Origin of the sequence: Streptomyces sp. GS7 (assembly GCF_009834125.1) — a bacterium.
GTDB lineage: Bacteria > Actinomycetota > Actinomycetes > Streptomycetales > Streptomycetaceae > Streptomyces.
Window position 1 is genome coordinate 1,636,546 of sequence record NZ_CP047146.1, and the last position, 19,027, is coordinate 1,655,572.

The following is a 19,027-nucleotide window of genomic DNA, read 5'->3' on the forward strand; positions in this document are numbered from 1 at the left end:
TCCGCGGTGATCCGGGTGACTACGTTGACCCCATGCCCCGCACCCGCCCGCGGCCCCCGATCCGCACGGTCCTCCTCGCACCCTTCACCCCGCGCGCCCTCGCCGCGGCGCTGTGCGCACTGCTGGGGCCGGCGCTCGCACTGCCCGGGGCGGTACTGGTGGCGACCGGGCTGGCGCTGGGGGCGGTGCTGTCGTGGACGGCGCTCGGGCCGTGGCTGATCGCACTGAGCGTACGGGGCGCGCTGGCCCTGGGCGACACCCAGCGGGGACTGCTGCGCAGGCTCCTGGGGGAGTCGATCGAGCCGGCCGGGCGCCGGCGGGAGTCCGGGGTGTTCGGCTGGCGGCGGGCGGTGCTCGGCGACCCGGCCGGCTGGCGGGCGGTGGGCTGTGCGCTGCTCGCACCGCTGACGGCGCTGCTCCCGCTGCTCGCCGTCGTCCTCGGCTATGTATACGGGCTGCTGGCCGTCGCCCACCCCGTGCTGCGGCGGTGGAACTACTTCACCCTGCGCGGCGCGGACGGTTCCGTGCGGAAGGTGGGGCTCCAGATCCACGGTGTGGAATTCGACAGCTGGCCCAGGTGGCTTCTGGTGGTCGCCGTCGGGGCGCTGCTGGTGCTCGGCGCACCCTGGCTGGTGCGCCGGGCGGGCGCACCGCACCGGACGCTGCTGCGGGCGCTCCTCGGGCCGAGCGCCGCGGACGCCCGGATCCGCACGCTGGAGGAGACCCGGGCGCAGGCCGTCGACGACGCCGCGGAAACCCTCCGCCGCATCGAACGGGATCTGCACGACGGCACCCAGGCCCGCCTCGTCGGCCTCGGCATGCACCTCACCCTGATCCGCGAACTGCTCACCAAGGACGCCGACCGGGACCGGCTGCTGACCGTCGTGGCGCGCGCCCAGGACAACGCCACCCAGGCCATCGCAGATCTGCGACACCTCGTCCGCGGCATCCACCCGCCGGTCCTGGACGAGGGGTTGGCCAGCGCGCTGGCCACCCTCGCCGCCGACGCCCCGCTGCCGGTGGCGCTCCACACCCGGATCGAGCAGCGGCCCAGCCCCGCGCTGGAGTCCATCGCCTACTTCTGCGCGGCCGAACTGCTCGCCAACACCGTCAAGCACAGCGGGGCGGCGGAGGCGGCGATCGAGGTGCACGGCGACGCGGACGGACTGCGGCTGTCCGTACGGGACGACGGGCGCGGCGGGGCGGTGGTGGGCGCGGGCAGCGGGCTGACCGGGCTGCTCGGCCGGATCCGCACCGTCGACGGCACGCTGACCTGCGACAGCCCGCCGGGAGGGCCTAGCGTGGTCGCGGTCCGGCTCCCGTACCAGGCCCACCGCCCCGATCACTGAGCGGCCCGACCGCCAAGAGGCCCGACCACCAAGAAGCCCGACCACCACCCCGACCACCAAAAGGCAGGAACCATGCGCGTCGTCATCGCCGAGGATTCCGCGATCCTGCGCGACGGACTCGTGCAGCTGCTGGAGCTGCGCGACGTGCAGGTCGCGGCGGCCGTCGGCGACGCCGAGGCGCTGCTCGCCGCGATCGCCGAACACCGGCCGGACGCCGCGGTGATCGACATCCGGCTGCCGCCCGGCCACCGCGACGAGGGCCTGCGAGCCGCCGTCACGATCCGCCGGGACCACCCCGACACCGGCGTGCTGATCTTCTCCCAGTACGTGGAGACCGCCTACGCCGACCGGCTGTTCGGCGCGGGCTTCGCCGGGGTCGGCTATCTGCTCAAGGAACGGGTGGTGGACATCGGTGAGTTCGTGGACGCCCTGGAGCGGGTGGCGAACGGCGGCACCGCGCTGGACCCGGACGTCGTCGGCCACCTCTTCGGCGCGAGCCGCCGGGCCCGGTCCCTGGACGCCCTCACCCCGCGCGAGCGCGAGGTGCTGTCGCTGATGGCCCAGGGCCGCACCAACCACTCGATCGCCACGGCGCTGACCGTCACCGGGCGGGCGGTCGAGAAGCACATCGCCAACATCTTCGGCAAACTCGACCTCCCGCCCTCGGAGACGGACCACCGCCGGGTGATGGCGGTGCTCCGCTATCTGGAGGCGGCCCGCCGACCGTAGCCACGGCAGGACCGACCGACCCGCTTCAACGCCCCTGCTGAAGCCCAACTGTTGATCTCATGCGGGAATGCGGGAATGCGGGAATGCGGGAATGCGGGAGTGCGGGAGTGCGGGAGTGCGGGAACTCAGCTGGTGACCTCCGCCGGGCACAGCCGCCGCGGCTGCGTGTCACCCCGCAGCCGGGCGTCCACACAGCCGCCCGGCAGCCCGTCGTGCGCCGCGCTGCCGAAGTTCGCGGTGACGGTCAGCGCCCCGTCCCCGAACACCGTCCGCTGCACGGTGCGGTCGCCGCTCAGCCACCGGAAGGATGTCATCCTCTCGGTCCCCGCCGCGCGGTGCAGCGGTCCGAAGTACTTCTGGAGGGCGGCGAGTTCCTTCCCGTCCTTCTCCAGCGACGGCCCGCTGAGCGCGAAGTTCAGCGGGGTGTTGTTCAGCATCGCCAGCAGCGCCCGGGTGGTCTTCTGCTCCGGCAGCTTGTCGTACGACAGCTCCCACCGCTCCACGTTGACCAGCGACTCGTGCAGCGCCGTCTCGTACAGCGGCACCCGGTACTTCGGGTCGTACATCGCGGTGGCCAGGTCCGCCGGCAGCGACACCGGCATGAAGGCGTTCTTCGGGGCGTTCTGCGGGAAGTAGCCGCCCCACTTCTCCCTGTCCCGCTCCAGCTTCCACAGCCCGTCGGCGACGGGCGTCCCCGAGCCGTGGTCGAAGGCCAGCACCGGGTTCGCCCATGGCTGCGCCGACTCCGACCCCAGGACGAGGCCCTTGGCGATCCGCCGCATCCGGGCGAGCCGGTTCTCCCGGTCACCCGCCCTGGTCATCTCATGGCCCGCGCCGTGGTCGCGGAACACCTCACCGGTCGCGTCCACGTCCAGGAAGTAGCTGTCCGCCCCGTTGGCGGTCATCGCCCGCGTACGGTCGGCCAGATAGTGCTTGGCCGGCTCGGCCTTCTCGAAGGCGCGCGAGCTGAGATAGCAGCCGCGGCCCCCGAAACCGGTCTGTGCCGTCCCGTCCGCCTTCCGCACGCAGAAGTCCGGGTAGACCCTGTCCGGCCACGCCGACGTGGGGCTGTCCGCCGTCTTCGGATCCTGCCCGTTGGCGAACGTGTCGTACGGCCCGACGAGATACCCCGCCTTCTTCGCGGCCCGGACGGCGTCCGCCGTCATCGGGTCCGGCCCGGAGTCGTACCCGAGCCACATCCGGTCCACGCCCAGCTTCCTCAGCTTCTCGACACCGGACGCGGTCCGCGCCTCGCCCCACAGGTAGGCGTGGAACGCGCCCAGCAGCTTCGCCCCGGCCGGGTTCTTCCTGATCTTCTCGTGCAGGCTGCCGAGCTGCCCGTGCTGGGAGAGGTAGGAGCGGTAGTCGGCGGCCGGGGCCACCGGATTCCCGTCCGTGAGCGAGAACGAGACGTCGTAGTCTCCCGTCCCCTCACCGGAGTTGAAGTCGTGTGCCGCCGTGGCGCGCAGCCGCCCCCCGGTGGAGGCGAACCGCAGCGTCGTCCCGATGTCGGTGGGCGTGAGATAGCTGACGCCGTGCCGCCCGCCGGACCAGCCCCACAGCGGCAGCGACAGATCCCCGCCCACATCGACGGTGTTCCCGGCCAGCCCGCCCTTCGGCCCGTTCCAGAACGCGTCCCGTACGGGGATGTCCAGCCCCTCGCCGCGCGGCAGCTGCACATCGGACGCGGCCCGGTCGGTACCGGTCACCGGCCAGCTCACCGACCCGTCCCGCTCCGACCGGATCCGGATGTGCAGTCGCCCCCGCTCCGAACTCGCCGTGACCCGGAGCCCCTTGGCCGGATAGCTCCAGCGTGCCATCCCGGCCGTACGGGTCACCGGGCCGGGCTTGCCGAGGCCGCTCGCCGCCGCCTCGGACAGCACCAGCCGCGTCCCGTCCTTGGTGCGGGCGGTGACCGCCAGCGACCCGGTGTCGACGACGGCGGTCCCGCCGGCGACGGGGAGTTCGACACGACTGCCCTGGACCGTACCGGCCGTGGCGCTGCCGCAACCGGAAAGCGCGAACGCGGAGGCGGTCAGCGCCAGCGAGGCGGCGACCGCTCGGGTGAGTGTGGATGCCATGTCCTTTGAATAGCGACCGGCTTTAAGAACCTTCTAAGAGGCCGCCGGACCGTCCCAGGGGGCACCGGGCGGCAGCCTCCTCACACGGCCAGGCGCCGCGCCGCCAGCTCCGCGTACACCGCCGCCCCGTCCGCCAGCACCGCATCGTCGAACTCGGCCAGCGGCGAATGGTTGTTGGCGCTCCGCTCCGGGTCCGCACCGGCCGGCGGAGCACCCAGGAACACCATCGCGCCGGGCACCTCCGCCAGCACCCGGGAGAAGTCCTCCGACCCCTGGAGCGGCTGCCGCATCGGCGCGTACCGCTCCTCGCCGAGCACCTCGCGCACCGTGGCCGCCACGAAGTCCGCCGCCGCGTCGTCGTTGACGGTCATCGGATACACCTCGCTGAACTCCGCGTCCACACCCACCCCGTAGGCCGCCGCGATGCCCCGGCACACCTCCACCGTGCCGTCCTTGACCCGCGCCTGCGCCCGCTCCGAGAAGCTGCGCACCGTCGCCTCGAAGACCGCCGTGTCCGGAATGACGTTCTGCTTCGTCCCCGCGTGGAAGGTGCCCACGGTCAGGATCACCGGGTCGAACACGTCGAAGCTACGGGTGATCCACGCCTGCAACGCGGTCACCATCGCGCACCCGGCCTGCACCGGGTCCTTGGCGCGGTGGGGCATCGACCCGTGTCCGCCCTCGCCCCGTACGGTCACCCGCAGCACGTTCGACGCCGACATCGCCGGCCCGCCCCGGGTCCCGAACACGCCGCTCGGCACCCCCGCGGACAGCACGTGGATCGCGTACGCCGCCACCGGCCGCTGCCCGGCCGCGTCCAGCAGCCCCTCGGCCAGCATGTGCCGGGCGCCGTCGTAACCCTCCTCGCCGGGCTGGAACATGAACAGCACCTCACCCGCGAGCCGGTCGCGGTGCGCGGCGAGCAGCCTGGCCGCACCGGTCAGCATGGTGGTGTGCAGATCGTGGCCGCAGGCGTGCATCCGGCCGTTGCCGGCGGCGAAGTCGAGCCCGGTGCGCTCGGCCACCGGCAGCGCGTCCATGTCGCCGCGCAGCAGCACGGTCGGCCCCGGCGCCGCCCCGCGCAGCACCGCCGTCACCGAGGTGAGTCCGTCCCCCGTACTCAACTCCAACGGCAACCCGTCCAGTTCAGCCAGTACGGCTTCCTGCGTACGGGGCAGATCCAGCCCGGTCTCGGGGATCCGGTGCAGCGAACGGCGCAGCTGTACGAGGTCGTCGGAGAGCGCGCGGGCGTCGTCACGAAGGTTCATACGGGCTCCTCAGCTGGGGAACCCCCCATTCTTGACCGCGGCGACGAACGAGGACCACCCCGCAGCGGAAGCCACGATCGCGGGCCCGTCCGGAACCTTGCTGTCGCGGACGGGGACGACGCCGTGGGTGGCGGAGTGGGCGGGGGAGAACTCTATGCAGTCTCCGCCGTTGGCATCGCTGTAGGAGGACTTGACCCAGGTGAAGTCGCGGGTGAACTCGACACACGCCCCGCCGTTGCCCTCGCTGTAGGACGACTTGATCCACGTGGCGGCGGCGAGATCCAAGTCGGGGCTCATGCTCGGTACTCCTTCAGCAGGTTCTTGATCAGGGCCAGTGATTGATCCGGGGCCAACGCATGCGCCCGGAGCAGATCGTAGTCATCCAGGGCGGCGTCGACCGTTTGTGCGGAATCATGCATCCTGCCTCCTACCCGGGTCTCCGTGTACAACACGGTGGGGGAGTCCGAGAAGCGCAACACGATGAAGGGCATCGTGGACGTGGCCGGAATGCCCGCCGAGAACGGCATGACCTGAAGCGCCACGTGTGGGGACGTGGCTACCGCGAGCAGGTAGTCGAGCTGCCCTGCCATGACCTCGGCACTGCCGACGACGGTCCGCAGACACGCCTCGTGGAGGATGGCCCACAGACGCGGGGGAGCGTCCTGTTCGAACACCTCACGTCGCCGTAGCCGCGCGGCAACCTTGTCCTCGATCCCCTCGGCGCTTGCCCCGGGGTTGGCTACGCGGAAGACGGCCCTCGCGTAGTCCTCTGTCTGGACGATGCCTGTTACGAGGTTCGTCTCGTAGGTCAGGATTCGCGATGCCTTCCGTTCCAGGTTCAGATACGGAAGGAACCACGACGGGTGATCCCCTTCGTCGATCCTCCGCAGCATGCCCGCGAAGAGCCCGTTCGTCCCGAACGCGAGATCGCAGCCGTCGGCGAACTTCTCGCTGGCCTTCACCTTCCCGGACTCCACCATGCTGACGTATGCGTAGGAGTAGCCCGCAGCTTGGCCCAAGTGCTTCTGCGTGAGATTGCGGCCCAGGCGTACCCGTTTGACGTCACGCCCGAAGCTCTGGAGCGGATTGAAGTGCTCGGGTGGGGTCGTCTCGTCCAATGCTGTGACCTCTCGTTCTGTGGTCGCGGTCAGCATCGCCGCAGGCAGTTGCTGTAAGCACTGCCGTTTAAGTGACCCCATTCTATTGCCCGTTGCGTTGTCAGCGTGACCGAATGGCTACACCCCGTACGCAAAGCCAGGACCCCCGCGACCGCGTGACCGGTCCGGGGGCGTGGCCACCAACCCCCTGGAGGTTGACGACATGACCGACGCTACCGCGCGGCTTCTGCCGTGGTCGAGTACGGACGGCAAGCCCTGCTTCGTCGTGGGCGACGGCACCGGCCCCGTGTCCCGTATTGCCGACAGCGTCGAGGTGGCGCAACTCGACTCGGCCGCCGACCTCATCGACGAGTCGCGGCGCGTGCTCGCCGGGCGCGCCTGGACGTCCGGGGAACTCCAGCTGCTCACCGTCGAGTTGACGGACTCGCTCGCCGAGGTCCACCGGGTCGCCAAGAGCCGCGGCGCCCGGCTGCCGAAGCCCTCGCCCGCCGTGGTCCATGTACCGGCGGGGGAGGCGGTGAAGCCGTGCCCGTTCCCGTGCGAGGTCTGCCGCCGTAAGGGGCGGTAGGGGGGTGGCGGGCGCGGGTCAGCCCGCCTCGTCGCCCTTCCGGTCCCCGACCAGGGCCGCCTCGATCGCGTCGAGGCGGCGCGCGAAGGCGTCCGGCGCGGAGGCGAGGGTGCCCTTGCTGATCGCGTTCCCTCCCTCGTGCTGCACCTGGGCGACATTGACGACGGTGTACGACACCGTGGCGCCGCCGTTCGCCGCCTCGGTCACCCGGTACTCGCCCCGGTACCACCAGTCCCCCTGCAGCACGGCCGTGCGGGCGTCCGCGTACACGGCATACTTGGTGTGGCCGTCCGTGGGAGCCAACTCGGCGGCCAGGAACTCGAAGACGTCCGCCGGGGGCGCGGTGACCTCGCGTTCGAGTTCCAGCAACACGGTGTGCAGCGCAGGGCGCACCAGCGGCGCCCCTTCGTCCTGAGCCAGATTCCCCGTCTGCTTCCCCGTCTGCTTCCCCGTCTGATCCGTCATACCGGAACCGTAGCCCCAACGCCCCGCAGGCGACGCCTATTTCGCGGGCGGCGCCCGTCACCGTTCCCGCACGCCCGAGCCCTCCGCCACCGCATCCAGCCGCGCCAACTCCCCTTCCGTGAGTGCGATCCGTACCGCGTCCAGGTTCTCGTCCAGATGGGCGGGTGAGCCCGTACCGGGCGTCGGTAGCAGGACGGGGGAGCGGTGCAGCAGCCAGGTCAGCGCGATCTGCCCCGTGGTCGCGCCGTGCCCGGCGGCGACCGCGGCGACCACCTCGCCCGCTTCCCCCGTCAGCGCCCCGTTCCCCAGCGGGAACCACGGCAGAAACGCCGTCCCTCCCTTCTCGCACAGCTCCAGTACGTCCTCCGAGGTGCGGTCCAGGAGGTTGTAGCGGTTCTGCACCGACGCGATCGGGGCCAGCTCCTGCGCCCGTGCGAGATCCGCCGCCCCGACGCTGTCCAGCCCGATGTGCCGGATCTTCCCGGCCTGTTGGAGTTCCAGCAGGGCGCCCAACTGGTCGGCCATCGGCACTTCGGGGTCCAGTCGGTGCAGCTGGTACAGGTCGATGGTGTCCGTACGCAGCCGCCGCAGGCTCGCCTCGCACATGGCGCGCAGCTCCTCCGGCCGCCCGGCGATATGCCAGATGTCCGGCCCCGTGCGCACCACCCCGCCCTTGGTCGCGATCACCAGGTCGTCCGGATACGGGTGCAGCGCCTGGGCCACCAACTCCTCGGCGATGTCCGGACCGTAGTTGTCGGCGGTGTCGATCAACGTCACCCCGCGCTCGACGGCCCGGCGCAGCAGCGCGACGGGCTGCCGCGGGTCCGCGTGCCGCGGCCCCCAGTACCCGGCCCCGACGAGCCCGCCGGTCCCCAGCCCCAGCCGCCGCACCGCCAGGCTCCCGCCGATCGCGAACTCCGGTGCCGGAGATTCAGGTCCCGGAGATCCCGGAGATACATTCGCTTCCGTATCCACGGGCTGGAGCCTAGACGGCAGTCCGGCCGGCAATAATCCGGCGTCCCGGGTCGCGCCCCTTCATAAGATCACCTGGTGCCTCCTGACATATCGCTGTTCACGCTGACTCTGCTCTGCCTGGCGGCCCTGGCAGCCGGCTGGATCGACGCGGTGGTGGGCGGCGGCGGGCTGCTGCTGCTCCCGGCGCTGCTGGTCGGCCTTCCGCACACGCCCGCCGCGTTCGTGCTCGGCACCAACAAGTCCACCGCCATCGTCGGCACCACCGCGGCCGCCGTGACCTACGTCCGCAAGACCCCGATCGACATCGGCACCGCCCTGCGGATCGGCGCCGCGGCGCTCGCCGGATCGCTCACCGGGGCGTTCTTCGCGGCCGGTATCAACAGTGCGGTGCTCCGCCCGCTGATCATGGCCGTGCTCCTGGGTGTCCTCGCCTTCATCCTCTTCCGCCCGGCGTTCGGCACCGCCCCCGCGCCCTCGGGACCGGTGACCCGGCGGCGCGTGCTGGTGGCGATCCTCGTCGCGGGCCTGGGAATCGGCTTCTACGACGGGCTGATCGGCCCCGGCACCGGTGCCTTCCTCGTTATCGCACTGGCCGCCCTCCTCCACATGGACCTGGTCACCTCCTCCGCCACCGCCAAGGTCATCAACGTCTGCACCAACGTCGGCGCGCTGACGATGTTCGCCATCCAGGGCACTGTGCTGTGGCAACTGGGGGCGCTGCTAGCCCTGTTCAACCTCGTCGGCGGCACGGTCGGTGCCAGGATGGCCCTCAAGCGCGGCGCCGGTTTCGTGCGCGGTGTGCTCGTCATCGTCGTCATCACCCTCCTGTGCAAGCTGGTCTACGACCAGTGGCTGGCGGCCTGACGCCCCCCTCCACCGTCCGGGCGCAGGCCCGCCGATGCCCCCGCGGTGACGCGGCGTCGCTCCCGTATGCGGCGGCGGACCCGGATCCGACGGCCCTGCAACAGCGCCAACAGCGCCAACAGCGCCAACAGCGCCAACAGCGCCAACAGCGCCAACAGCGGCAACAGCGGCAACAGCGCCAACAGCGCCAACGGCCGCAGCGGCGGTTTCAGAAACGGCAGTTGTAGAGCCGCGACATGTCCCGTAGGCCCCCGGGTATCCGCGCCGCGATCCGGGCCGCCGCGCGGTAGGCCACGGGCAGCTTCTCGATCCCCGGCAGGTCCAGGGCGCTGATGTTCTCGACGATCTCCAGGCGGGGGCTCAGCCGGGATATGCCGGCCGGGTCCGTGCCCCAGTGCAGCGTCGAACCGGTCCTGACGATGACGGTGTTGAGGCGCGCCGCGCGCAGGGCGAACCTGCTGAAGGCGTCGAAGGCCAGCTCCCCGCTGGGGGTGTGGGCGATCAGGCGGCGGAGGAGCGTGGTGACGTCCTCCTCGGTGAGGTACATCAGCAGGCCCTCGGCGACGATCATCGTCGGCCGGTCGGACGGGAGTCCGTCCACCCAGTCCGGGGCCGTGACGGACGTCGGTATCTCGGCGTATCCGGGGCGCTCCGGATAGAGCTGCCGGCGCAGGTCTATGACGTCCGGGAAGTCGACGTCGTACCAGCGCACCCGGGGGCCGGGGTCGAGGCGGTAGACGCGGGTGTCGAGGCCGCAGCCCAGATGCGCCACCGTCGCCTCCTCGTGCAGGGTCAGGAAGCGGGCCGTCCAGACGTCCAACTGCCGGGCGCGGAGGGCGACTCCGGCTGCGTCGCCGCCGCGCATCCGGAGCTTGCGGAAGTCGTAGTCGAGGCGGCGCACGGTGTCGACGGCCATGGTGTCGCCGAGTATCGGCTTCTTCGCGCGGCTGTCGACCGCGCGGCCGTAGAGCGTGGCGAGGAGGGTCTCCTTCGCCCCGGTCAACTGCACCTTCGATTTCGCGCTGGTCATGGTTCGATGGTACGGAACATTCAGAAAAATGTGAAGAGTGAAAACGTGCGGTCCTACGCCGTGGCGGTGGCCGGCGTCAGCCCCGGGCCGCCGCGCCCGCGGGCACGCCCCGCGCCCGTTCGCGCACCGCCGTGACGGCGGTCAGCAGCACCACCGAGTCGTCGAGGGCCGTCAGGCCGTGCCGGGCGTGCGGAATCGCCGTGATCTGCCCCGCGGTCAGCACCTGGCCGCCGCCGGCCCAGGTCAGCCGGACGCGGCCGCGCAGCACGTGGAGGCTGGCCGCCGGGGGCGCGTTGTGCTCGTCCAGCGACGTGCCGGCCAGCAGCGCGATCACGGTTTGGCGCAGCGGGCCGTCGTGCAGGAAGAGGTGGGCGCTGCGTCCGTGCGCGGAGGCGCGGGCGTCGTCGAGTCGGTCGCGGATGAGGGTTTCGAGATTCTCCATGGCGCTCGCCTTTCGAGTGCGGCCCGGCGGCGGGACGTCCCTGCGGCGGGACTCCCCTCTCCATCGTTGTCCCTGCGCAGGAGGGCGCAACCGGGGCGTACGGGCGCGCGGCCGGCGGATACGAAGGCGGACGCGAACGGGAGGGGTCGGAAAGGGAGCGGTCGACGGATAGGAATGGGAATGGGGCGTCCGGGTGCTTGGGCGCGGGCAGCGGCCCGCCGCGCGCCAGTTGATCATCAAGATCCGTACGATGCGAGGCGATCCTTGACCGAAGGATTGCAAGATCGATGGCGGAAGATCGATGGCCGGAGAGCGATGCCTGGAGCTCGGAAGCCCGGAGTTCGGAGCCCGGCTACGGACGGGCGCGACCGACGACCGATGACCGGAGACCCCGGAGATCAATGACTCGCGACCGGAGATCGGTGACCGAGGACCGAGCAATGGACACAGGACGCCGAGGAATGAGCGTCGAAGATCGAATGTGCTGGGCAGTGGCACTACCCCCCACCCCCACCGCGAAGGGTGCGTGACCGTGGCCGACCCGACCGCCCTGAACGAACCGCCTGCCGTGCCGGCCCCGGCCGCGCAGCCGGCGCGATTTCTGACCGTGATGACGACCACCGACAGCGAGCAGAAGGCCGAACGGCTGGCGCGCGGCGCGATCGAGGCGAGACTCGCCGCCTGTGCGCAGATCAGCGCACCGGTGACCTCGGTCTTCCGCTGGGACGGCGCCGTGGAGACCAACCAGGAGTGGCAGGTGCTGTTCAAGACGGCGAGCACGCGGTACGCGGCGCTGGAGAGCTATCTCCTCGCCGCACACGACTACGAGACCCCGGAGATCATCGCCACTCCGGTCACGCACGGTGGCGCCGGGTATCTCGCCTGGGTCGCAGAGGAGACGAGCTGACGTGGCACTACCACCCCCTATGTCGAAGGCCGTTGCGGCGGGTACCGCCGTTGTGCACCGCCGGCGGCTGCGCTGCCGGTGGGGGAGGGCGGCGACACTCGCCCTGGGCACGACCCTGTGTCTCGCCGTTTCCCCCGTGAGCCACGCGGCCGACGGCCCCCCTGGCGACCAGGTGTCCTACGGCCACCAGACCCACCCGCACGGCTCCTGGACCAGCAAGGACGCCGCCGCCTACTGGACGCCGCAGCGGATGGCCGGCGCCGCGGGCACCGACGACCGCGGCGACGAGCAGGCCGCCCCCGCACCGCAACTCGCCCCGACCGCACGGCACTTCGACGGCATCCCGTCCGTCGGCGTGCTGTTCTCCGTCGACGGGGAGGCGCGCGAGCACCACTGCACCGCCAGTGTGGTGCACAGCCCGCACGGCAACCTGCTGCTGACCGCCGGGCACTGCAACCCGGGCGCGCGCGCCGCGTTCGTCCCGCAGTACCAGTCGGGTGCGGACTCCCAGCCCTTCGGGGTGTGGGCCATCGACGACACGTTCGCGTACTCGGACCGCGCCACCACCGGAGCCGGTGCCGACCTCGACTTCGCGTTCGCCACCGTCGCCCCGGACGACCGCGGCCGGATGATCGAGTCCGTCACCGGCGGCAACGTCCTGTCCGACACGCCCGGTTACCGCAACCAGGTCAGCGTCATCGGCTACCCCAGCGCGCAGAGCGACCCGGCGGACCGCGCGGTACGCTGCGACGCCCGCACCAGCCGCCTGGCCGGCACCCGTGAACTCCGCCTGGACTGCGGTGGGTTCTTCGGCGGCACCTCCGGCAGCCCCTGGCTGACCAACTTCGACGAGCACACGCAGACCGGCCGGATCATCGGCGTCATCGGCGGCGTCAACGGCGGCGGCCCCAGCGGTCCGCACAGCGACCGGGTCTCCTACAGCCCGTACTTCGGGAAGGAGATCCGCAGCCTCTACAACCGCGCGGTCAAGGAGAGCGCGCAGAGCGCCGAGAGCACACAGAAGGCGCAGAGCGCCCAGAACGGCCAGACCGCGCAGAGCAAGCCGAGCAAGCCGAGCCAACAGGCCCAGCAGAGCCTGCAGAACCAGGAGCCCCAGCAGGACCCGCAGGACCAGCAGGACCCGCAGAGCGCTCCGAGCGGGCAGGGCACGGACAGCTCGCAGGGCTCGCCGGGCACGGACAACGCGCAGGACACGCAGGACGCGCAGAACAGTCCGGACACGCAGAACACGCAGAACGCGCAGAGCACGCCGAGTTCGGGAGGTGGCGGGGGACTCCTCTAGGAGTCCCCCGGCCCGGGACAAGGGTCTGACCGGAGGCGCGTACCGTCAGTGCAGCGCCTCCGTCAGGCCCTTCTCCTTCGGGCCGAGGAACTGCGGATCGGGCCGCAGCACCGCGTCCGCCGCCGCCCTCCCCGCCGCGAAGATCTCCCGCACGCCGCCGTACCCATGCCCTCTACTGGGCGCTGTCCTTACTTCCCCGGGTTCGCCGACGGCCTGGACGCCACACCGCCGAACACCTCACCGCACAGCCGACGCCCACCCCCGAGCCGGTTCTCGCGCCTATCACCGTGAACCCATGGTCCCGCCCGTGGGCCACCCCCACGCCACAGCACGTCATCGAACGGCACACGCCCATCCCCGGCGAGGAATCGCACCCCATCCGGCCGTACGTGCTCGCAGAAACCACGCTCACGCTGCGGAAGGTGTGCGAACGCCGTAAGGCTCTCGCGGCTGCCGTGCTCTTCGGCGAGGACTACCCATACGCGTTCGAGGGGTCGCATTCGGCCGCTAGCACGGAGGGGAGCGCCGCGTGACCCGGGAAGGCATAATCGGCCCGGTGCCGGACGTGCGCGTCGCACTCCGCATCCGATGCCACAAGCTCACCGACACCCCGGTTGCAGTCCGCTGGATTCAGAGCGCCAGCAGGCCGGGGACCACGCTCTACGCCTGCCCGGACTGCGCCACCTCGCTCGGTGCGGGACCAACCCCGGATGACGTGATCCGGTAGAACAGACACACGCAATGAGCCCCGTTCGGCCATGAGTCGGGCGGGGCTTCGCTTATCTGCCTGTGGACCGGCGTGGTAGGCACTGTTGATCACGAACGCGCTCACGTATTAGGGGAGAACATGAAGCGCACAACCACGGCCGTACTCGCTGCGGCAATGGTCATCGCGGCACTGTCCGCATGCGACGCCGACGGCCCGAACGCGAAGACGCCCAAGAGCGCGCCGGCAACCGCGGCACCTACCGCAGAAAGCACCACAAGCGGCAAGGATGCGACCGGGCCAAAGGATGGCGCCGCGCTGTCCCCGAACGCTGAACAGACCCCAAAGCTCATGTCTGCGCTCAAGGCTGTGAACTCAGCTTTTGGGGACAACGAGAAGTGGGCGCTCACTGCGTCAAGGACCATCTGTGCGGATATCCGGGCGGGGCAGGCTGACTCTGACGTGCAGGAGGACGCGAAGATCCGGTTCACGGGCAACACGCCTGGCGCCGTGCCGACCGTGACGGACAACCAGGCGGCGCGCATCGTCACGGCTGTCAAGTCGTCGTTCTGCAAGTAAGCATGCGGCGAGCCCCGTTCGGCCATGAGCCGGGCGGGGCGCTTTGCGTCCTTGAGCGCCCGGACGCTGACGGCTCTAGACAGACTCTGTATAGAGGGGGTTGGCGGTGTCGAAGCCCGCGTAGTCGCTGACGATCTTGTGGGCCGGGATGCCGTGCCGCACCAGATAGCCGCGCATCGCGTCCGGTTCGTCGTAGTCGTGCCGGCTGTTGTCTCCGGTGACCAGGATCGCGTGGACGGTGCCGCGGTCGTAGAGCCGCACGGCGGCGTCCAGCCGGTGGGCGAGATACGGGGACGGCCCGCCGTTCCACAGGCCGACGCCGAAGACCACGGCAACGGGGGCGGCGGGCGCCGCCGCTACCGTGCGGACGCGCGGTCCCGCGGTGGCGTCGAGCCAGGTCGCGGGCGCCAGGGCGAGCACCGTCAGCACCACGACCGCCTGGAACGCGCGGCGCTGCCCGCGCCGGGTCCGCGGTATCCGGGGGCGCCGCGGCCACCGCGGAACCCGCACGCCCCGCACCGCCCGGATGCCCAGCATCCGTATGCGCCGTATACAGCCCGGCAGTCCGGCCCGCCGCGGTTGCGGTCGGGGGACGATGGCGTCACAGGTCACAGGTCACAGGCCATGGGGATGTGGCCGGGACGCCGTTCGCCGACAGGGGAGAGGACCGCCGCCGATGACCATCGAGGACGAGCGCCTGCCGTTCTTCGTCTACGGGACGCTGCGCCCCGGCGAGGCCAACCACGCCCGGTTCCTGCGCGGCCGGACCGCCGCCGAGGAACCGGCCCGCATCGGCGGCGCGCTGCTCTACGAGGGCCCCGGGTACCCGTACGCCGTCGCCGGGCCCGCCGACGCGGTGGTGCACGGTGCGCTGGTGTGGCCGCGCGCCGCCGACTACGAGGACGTGCGCACCGCGCTCGACCGGCTGGAGGGCTACATCCCCGGCGCCGAGGGGAGCGGCCGCAACCTCTACGAGCGGGTGGCCACCGAGGCGGTCCGCGCGGACGGCGGGACCGTACGGGCCTGGGTCTACCTGGTGGCCGGGCCGCAGGCCGCCCGGCTGCGGGCCACCGGGACGCCGGTCGCGGGCGGCGACTGGACCGGGCGCCGCGGACACCGCGCGGGAAACCCCGGATAACCTGGACGACTCCTCCCGTACCGCGGAACCGGTGCTTCCGGTACCCCGGAACGGGCCTCCCGCAGAGCAGGACCAGAGCAGAACAGGTGTGACCCGAGTGCCTTCCAACTCCCCGAGTGCCCCCGCCCACCGCCCCCTTCCCAAGGCCGAACTGCATCTCCACATCGAGGGCACCCTGGAGCCCGGACTGGCCTTCGCGCTCGCCGAGCGCAACGGCGTCACGCTGCCGTACGCCACCGAGGACGACCTCCGCAGCGCCTACTCCTTCACCGACCTCCAGTCCTTCCTGAACCTCTACTACGCGCTGATGGCGGTCCTGCGCACCGAGGACGACTTCGCCGACCTGGCCGACGCCTACCTGGCGCGCGCCAAGGAGCAGGGCGTCCGGCACGCCGAGATCTTCTTCGACCCGCAGGCGCACACCGCCCGCGGCGTCCCCATCGGGACGGTCGTCCGCGGGCTGTCCCGCGCCCTGGACGCCGCGCCGCGGAACCACGGCATCACCACCCGGCTGATCATGTGCTTCCTGCGCGACGAGAGCGCCGACTCGGCCCTGGAGACCTTCGAGGCGGCCCGCCCGTACTTCGACCGGATCACCGCCGTCGGTCTGGACTCGGCCGAGGTCGGCCACCCGCCGTCGAAGTTCCGGGAGGTCTACGAGCTGGCGCGGCAGGCCGGGCTCAAGTGCGTGGCCCACGCGGGGGAGGAGGGGCCGGCCTCGTACGTGTGGGAAGCGCTGGACGTCCTCGGCGTGGACCGGATCGACCACGGGGTGCGCTCCCTTGAGGACGAGCGGCTGGTGGCCCGGCTGGTGGCCGACCGCGTCCCGCTGACCGTCTGCCCGCTCTCCAACGTCCGGCTGCGGGTCATCGACGACCTCGCCGACCACCCGCTGCCCGCCATGCTGGACGCCGGGCTCCTGGTGACCGTCAACTCCGACGACCCGGCCTACTTCGGCGGCTACGCGGACGACAACTTCACCGCCGTACGGGACGCCCTGGGGCTGGACGACGCGACGCTGCGGACGCTGGCCCGCAACTCCTTCCTGGCCTCCTTCCTGGACGACGAGACGCGGGCGGCGTACCTGAAGGAACTCGACGCGTTCTGACGGATCTTCAGGGCTGTTTCAGGGCTGCTTCAGGGTTGCCGGGGCGGGGTCATGCCGGCTGCACCCGCTCTATCCGCACCGCGCACACCTTGAACTCCGGCATCCGGGACACCGGGTCGAGGGCCGGATTGGTCAGGGAGTTGGCCCGGCCCTCGCCCGCCCAGTGGAACGGCATGAACACCGTGTCCGGGCGGATCGCCCCGCTCACCCGGGCCGGCGCGACCGCCCGGCCGCGCCGGGAGACCACCGCCACCGGCTCGCCGTCCGCGACGCCGAGCCGCTCCGCCAGCTGCGGATGGAGCTGGACGTAGGGGCCGGGCTCGGCGGCGTTCAGCTCGGCCACCCGGCGGGTCTGCGCACCCGACTGGTACTGGGCCAGCACCCGCCCCGTGGTCAGCACCACCGGGTACGCCGCGTCGGTCTCCTCGGCCGCCGGGCGGTGCGCCACGGGGACGAACCGGGCCCGGCCGTCGGGCGTCGCGAACCGGTCGAGGAAGAGGCGCGGGGTCCCGGGGTGCGGGAACCGCGGCGCCGCCGCCGCAGAGTCTGCCGCCGAGGAGACCGACGGCTCCCCGCCGCCGGGCGCCCCGTCGGCCGCCGGTCCGCCGTCACCTGCCGACTCCGGCCCGGCCGGGCACGGCCAGAACACCCCGTCCTCCGCCGCGATCCGCTCGTAGGTGATCCCCGAGTAGTCCGCCGGACCGCCCGCCGACGCGCGCCGCAGCTCGTCGAAGACCTCCTCCGGGTCGCTCGGAAAGCCCTTGGCGTGCCCCAGCCGCGCCGCGAGCCCGCCGAGCACCTCCAGGTCCGTACGCACCCCGGGCGGCGGGGCCACGGCGCGGCGGCGCAGCAGCACCCGGCCCTCCAGGTTGGTCGTGGTGCCGGTCTCCTCCGCCCACTGGGCCACCGGCAGCACCACATCGGCCAGTTGGGCCGTCTCGGACAGCACCACGTCCGCCACCGCCAGGAAGTCCAGCGACCGGATCCGCCCCTCCACATGGGCGGCGCGCGGCGCGGAGACGACCGGGTTGGAGCCCATCAGGAGCAGCGCCCGGATGTCCCCGCCCAGCGCCTCCAGCAGCTCGTACGCGCTGCGGCCGGGGCCCGGGAGCGACGCCGCCTCGACGCCCCACACCTGCGCCACATGGCGGCGCGCCGCCGGGTCGTCCAGCTTGCGGTAGCCGGGCAACTGGTCGGCCTTCTGGCCGTGTTCGCGGCCCCCCTGGCCATTGCCCTGGCCGGTCAGGCAGCCGTATCCGGACAGCTCCCGGCCCGCCCGCCCGGTCGCCAGGCACAGGTTGATCCACGCGCCCACGGTGTCGGTGCCCTTCGACTGCTGCTCGGGGCCGCGCGCCGTCAGCACCATCGAGGACGGGGCCTCGCAGAACATCCGGACCGCCTCGCGGAGTCGGGGCACCGGTATGCCCGTGATCCGTTCCACCATCTCGGGCCAGTGCGCCATCGCGGCGGCCCGCGCCTCCGGCCAGCCGCTGGTGCGCTCCGCGATGAACTCCTCGTCCGTACGGCCCTGGGCCACCACCAGGTGCAGCAGCCCCAGCGCCAGCGCCAGATCCGTGCCCGGCCGGGGCGCGAGATGCAGATCGGCCTGCTCGGCGGTGCGGGTGCGGCGCGGGTCGACGACGATCAGCCGGCCGCCGTTCTCCTTCAGCTCGGTCAGATAGCGCAGCGCCGGCGGCATCGTCTCGGCCAGGTTGGAACCGACCAGGATGACGCACCCGGTGCGCGCCACATCGGCCAGCGGGAACGGCAGCCCGCGGTCCAGCCCGAACGCCCGGCCGTGCGCCGCCGCGGCCGACGACATGCAGAACCGGCCGTTGTAGTCGATCTGCGACGTGCCGAGCACCACCCGCGCGAACTTGCCCAGCGTGTACGCCTTCTCGTTCGTCAGCCCGCCGCCGCCGAACACCCCGACCGCGTCCCTCCCGTAGGCCGCGCCGGCCCGCCGCAGCCCGTCCGCGACCCGGTCCAGCGCCTCGTCCCAGCCGGCCGGCACCAGCTCCCCGGTGGCGGCGTCCCGCACCAGGGGAGACGACAGCCGCGCGCCCGGCGTGAGGAGTTCGGGGGCGGTACGGCCCTTGCCACACAGGGCGCCCCGGTTCACCGGGAAGGCGGTCCGCTCGACGACCTCCACGGCGGGCCCGGCCGGCCGGCCGACCGGCCGCAGACCCATGCCGCATTGGAGAGCGCAGTACGGGCAGTGGGTCTCAACGGTCGCGGCGTCCATGCCGTACAGCGTGGTACGGGCCTGTTACGGACACGGATCGGCTCTGTTTCGGGCGGGCGGCGGAGACCTCCTACAGGGCGGGCGGGTGGCTGAGAACCGACGGAACACGGAGTTCCCACCCGGGAAACGGAACCGCAACGAGCGGTTGCCAG

General features: G+C 71.9%; 18 protein-coding genes and 1 pseudogene. 9 read left to right on the forward strand and 10 right to left on the reverse strand.

Annotated elements, in window-relative coordinates:
• Positions 1-32 precede the first annotated feature (32 nt).
• Both GR130_RS06870 and GR130_RS06875 read left to right on the forward strand, forming a co-directional pair.
• On the forward strand, positions 33-1,349 hold the full coding sequence (locus tag GR130_RS06870; protein ID WP_159503878.1) for a sensor histidine kinase: 1,317 nt from the start codon (positions 33-35) through the stop codon (positions 1,347-1,349).
• A gap of 72 nt (positions 1,350-1,421) precedes the next feature.
• On the forward strand, positions 1,422-2,078 hold the full coding sequence (locus GR130_RS06875; protein ID WP_159503879.1) for a response regulator transcription factor: 657 nt from the start codon (positions 1,422-1,424) through the stop codon (positions 2,076-2,078).
• A 125-nt stretch (positions 2,079-2,203) separates the two neighbouring features.
• Here GR130_RS06875 and GR130_RS06880 read toward each other — a convergent pair whose 3' ends face one another.
• The 4 genes from GR130_RS06880 to GR130_RS06895 form a co-directional block, all read right to left on the reverse strand.
• On the reverse strand, positions 2,204-4,159 hold the full coding sequence (locus GR130_RS06880) for a glycoside hydrolase (RefSeq protein WP_159503880.1): 1,956 nt from the start codon (positions 4,157-4,159) through the stop codon (positions 2,204-2,206).
• A gap of 80 nt (positions 4,160-4,239) precedes the next feature.
• Positions 4,240-5,427, reverse strand: a complete 1,188-nt coding sequence (locus tag GR130_RS06885; RefSeq protein ID WP_159503881.1) for a M20 metallopeptidase family protein — start codon at positions 5,425-5,427, stop codon at positions 4,240-4,242.
• A 9-nt stretch (positions 5,428-5,436) separates the two neighbouring features.
• Positions 5,437-5,724, reverse strand: coding sequence for a DUF397 domain-containing protein (locus tag GR130_RS06890; protein ID WP_159503882.1), 288 nt, complete (start codon positions 5,722-5,724; stop codon positions 5,437-5,439).
• Positions 5,721-6,545 carry a helix-turn-helix domain-containing protein gene (locus GR130_RS06895; protein WP_236572873.1) on the reverse strand — a complete coding sequence of 275 codons (825 nt, stop codon included), beginning with the start codon at positions 6,543-6,545 and terminating at the stop codon, positions 5,721-5,723. Before GR130_RS06895 ends, GR130_RS06890 begins: the two co-directional genes overlap by 4 nt.
• A gap of 202 nt (positions 6,546-6,747) precedes the next feature.
• On the opposite strand from GR130_RS06895, the gene GR130_RS06900 reads away from it, so the two are divergent.
• Entirely contained in the window at positions 6,748-7,113 is a 366-nt protein-coding gene (locus GR130_RS06900; RefSeq protein ID WP_236572875.1) for a hypothetical protein, read from the forward strand.
• An 18-nt stretch (positions 7,114-7,131) separates the two neighbouring features.
• Here the strand turns inward: GR130_RS06900 and GR130_RS06905 are convergent, their stop codons facing one another.
• Positions 7,132-7,578 (reverse strand): hypothetical protein, encoded by a 447-nt coding sequence (locus tag GR130_RS06905; protein ID WP_159503884.1) that lies wholly within the window; start codon positions 7,576-7,578, stop codon positions 7,132-7,134.
• 57 nt (positions 7,579-7,635) lie between these two features.
• On the reverse strand, positions 7,636-8,553 hold the full coding sequence (locus GR130_RS06910; protein ID WP_159503885.1) for an aldo/keto reductase: 918 nt from the start codon (positions 8,551-8,553) through the stop codon (positions 7,636-7,638).
• Positions 8,554-8,628: 75 nt separating this feature from the next.
• Between GR130_RS06910 and GR130_RS06915 the strand changes: the two genes are divergently transcribed.
• Positions 8,629-9,417 carry a sulfite exporter TauE/SafE family protein gene (locus tag GR130_RS06915; protein WP_159503886.1) on the forward strand — a complete coding sequence of 263 codons (789 nt, stop codon included), beginning with the start codon at positions 8,629-8,631 and terminating at the stop codon, positions 9,415-9,417.
• Between the two features lie 208 nt (positions 9,418-9,625).
• Here GR130_RS06915 and GR130_RS06920 read toward each other — a convergent pair whose 3' ends face one another.
• Both GR130_RS06920 and GR130_RS06925 read right to left on the reverse strand, forming a co-directional pair.
• Complete coding sequence (locus GR130_RS06920) at positions 9,626-10,447, reverse strand: class I SAM-dependent methyltransferase (protein ID WP_159503887.1); 822 nt, start codon at positions 10,445-10,447, stop codon at positions 9,626-9,628.
• Positions 10,448-10,523: 76 nt separating this feature from the next.
• Positions 10,524-10,889, reverse strand: a complete 366-nt coding sequence (locus tag GR130_RS06925) for a cupin (protein WP_159503888.1) — start codon at positions 10,887-10,889, stop codon at positions 10,524-10,526.
• A 532-nt stretch (positions 10,890-11,421) separates the two neighbouring features.
• Between GR130_RS06925 and cutA the strand changes: the two genes are divergently transcribed.
• From cutA to GR130_RS06940, 3 genes are all read left to right on the forward strand, one after another.
• A complete protein-coding gene (gene cutA, locus GR130_RS06930) occupies positions 11,422-11,796 on the forward strand; it encodes a divalent-cation tolerance protein CutA (protein WP_201304818.1) in 375 nt (124 codons plus the stop codon).
• A gap of 136 nt (positions 11,797-11,932) precedes the next feature.
• On the forward strand, positions 11,933-13,099 hold the full coding sequence (locus tag GR130_RS06935) for a trypsin-like serine peptidase (protein ID WP_201304819.1): 1,167 nt from the start codon (positions 11,933-11,935) through the stop codon (positions 13,097-13,099).
• An 847-nt stretch (positions 13,100-13,946) separates the two neighbouring features.
• Positions 13,947-14,384: a hypothetical protein gene (locus GR130_RS06940; RefSeq protein ID WP_159503889.1), complete on the forward strand. Its 438-nt coding sequence runs from the start codon at positions 13,947-13,949 to the stop codon at positions 14,382-14,384.
• A 105-nt stretch (positions 14,385-14,489) separates the two neighbouring features.
• On the opposite strand, the pseudogene GR130_RS06945 reads toward GR130_RS06940, so the two are convergent.
• Positions 14,490-14,921: pseudogene (locus GR130_RS06945) on the reverse strand (SanA/YdcF family protein); the annotation flags it as partial.
• Between the two features lie 139 nt (positions 14,922-15,060).
• Here GR130_RS06945 and GR130_RS06950 point away from each other — a divergent pair.
• Positions 15,061-15,522 (forward strand): gamma-glutamylcyclotransferase family protein, encoded by a 462-nt coding sequence (locus GR130_RS06950; protein ID WP_159503890.1) that lies wholly within the window; start codon positions 15,061-15,063, stop codon positions 15,520-15,522.
• Between the two features lie 97 nt (positions 15,523-15,619).
• On the forward strand, positions 15,620-16,630 hold the full coding sequence (locus GR130_RS06955) for an adenosine deaminase (RefSeq protein ID WP_159503891.1): 1,011 nt from the start codon (positions 15,620-15,622) through the stop codon (positions 16,628-16,630).
• 49 nt (positions 16,631-16,679) lie between these two features.
• Here the strand turns inward: GR130_RS06955 and GR130_RS06960 are convergent, their stop codons facing one another.
• Positions 16,680-18,875, reverse strand: a complete 2,196-nt coding sequence (locus tag GR130_RS06960; protein ID WP_159503892.1) for a molybdopterin oxidoreductase family protein — start codon at positions 18,873-18,875, stop codon at positions 16,680-16,682.
• Positions 18,876-19,027 lie beyond the last annotated feature (152 nt).

Excerpts from the sequence above, each read along its gene's own strand:
- GR130_RS06870 (WP_159503878.1), top strand. The coding sequence starts at position 33 with ATGCCCCGCACCCGCCCGCGGCCCCCGATCCGCACGGTCCTCCTCGCA.
- GR130_RS06875 (WP_159503879.1), top strand. The coding sequence starts at position 1,422 with ATGCGCGTCGTCATCGCCGAGGATTCCGCGATCCTGCGCGACGGACTC.
- GR130_RS06880 (WP_159503880.1), bottom strand. The coding sequence starts at position 4,159 with ATGGCATCCACACTCACCCGAGCGGTCGCCGCCTCGCTGGCGCTGACC.
- GR130_RS06885 (WP_159503881.1), bottom strand. The coding sequence starts at position 5,427 with ATGAACCTTCGTGACGACGCCCGCGCGCTCTCCGACGACCTCGTACAG.
- GR130_RS06890 (WP_159503882.1), bottom strand. The coding sequence starts at position 5,724 with ATGAGCCCCGACTTGGATCTCGCCGCCGCCACGTGGATCAAGTCGTCC.
- GR130_RS06900 (WP_236572875.1), top strand. The coding sequence starts at position 6,748 with ATGACCGACGCTACCGCGCGGCTTCTGCCGTGGTCGAGTACGGACGGC.
- GR130_RS06905 (WP_159503884.1), bottom strand. The coding sequence starts at position 7,578 with ATGACGGATCAGACGGGGAAGCAGACGGGGAAGCAGACGGGGAATCTG.
- GR130_RS06920 (WP_159503887.1), bottom strand. The coding sequence starts at position 10,447 with ATGACCAGCGCGAAATCGAAGGTGCAGTTGACCGGGGCGAAGGAGACC.
- GR130_RS06925 (WP_159503888.1), bottom strand. The coding sequence starts at position 10,889 with ATGGAGAATCTCGAAACCCTCATCCGCGACCGACTCGACGACGCCCGC.
- GR130_RS06940 (WP_159503889.1), top strand. The coding sequence starts at position 13,947 with ATGAAGCGCACAACCACGGCCGTACTCGCTGCGGCAATGGTCATCGCG.
- GR130_RS06950 (WP_159503890.1), top strand. The coding sequence starts at position 15,061 with ATGACCATCGAGGACGAGCGCCTGCCGTTCTTCGTCTACGGGACGCTG.
- GR130_RS06960 (WP_159503892.1), bottom strand. The coding sequence starts at position 18,875 with ATGGACGCCGCGACCGTTGAGACCCACTGCCCGTACTGCGCTCTCCAA.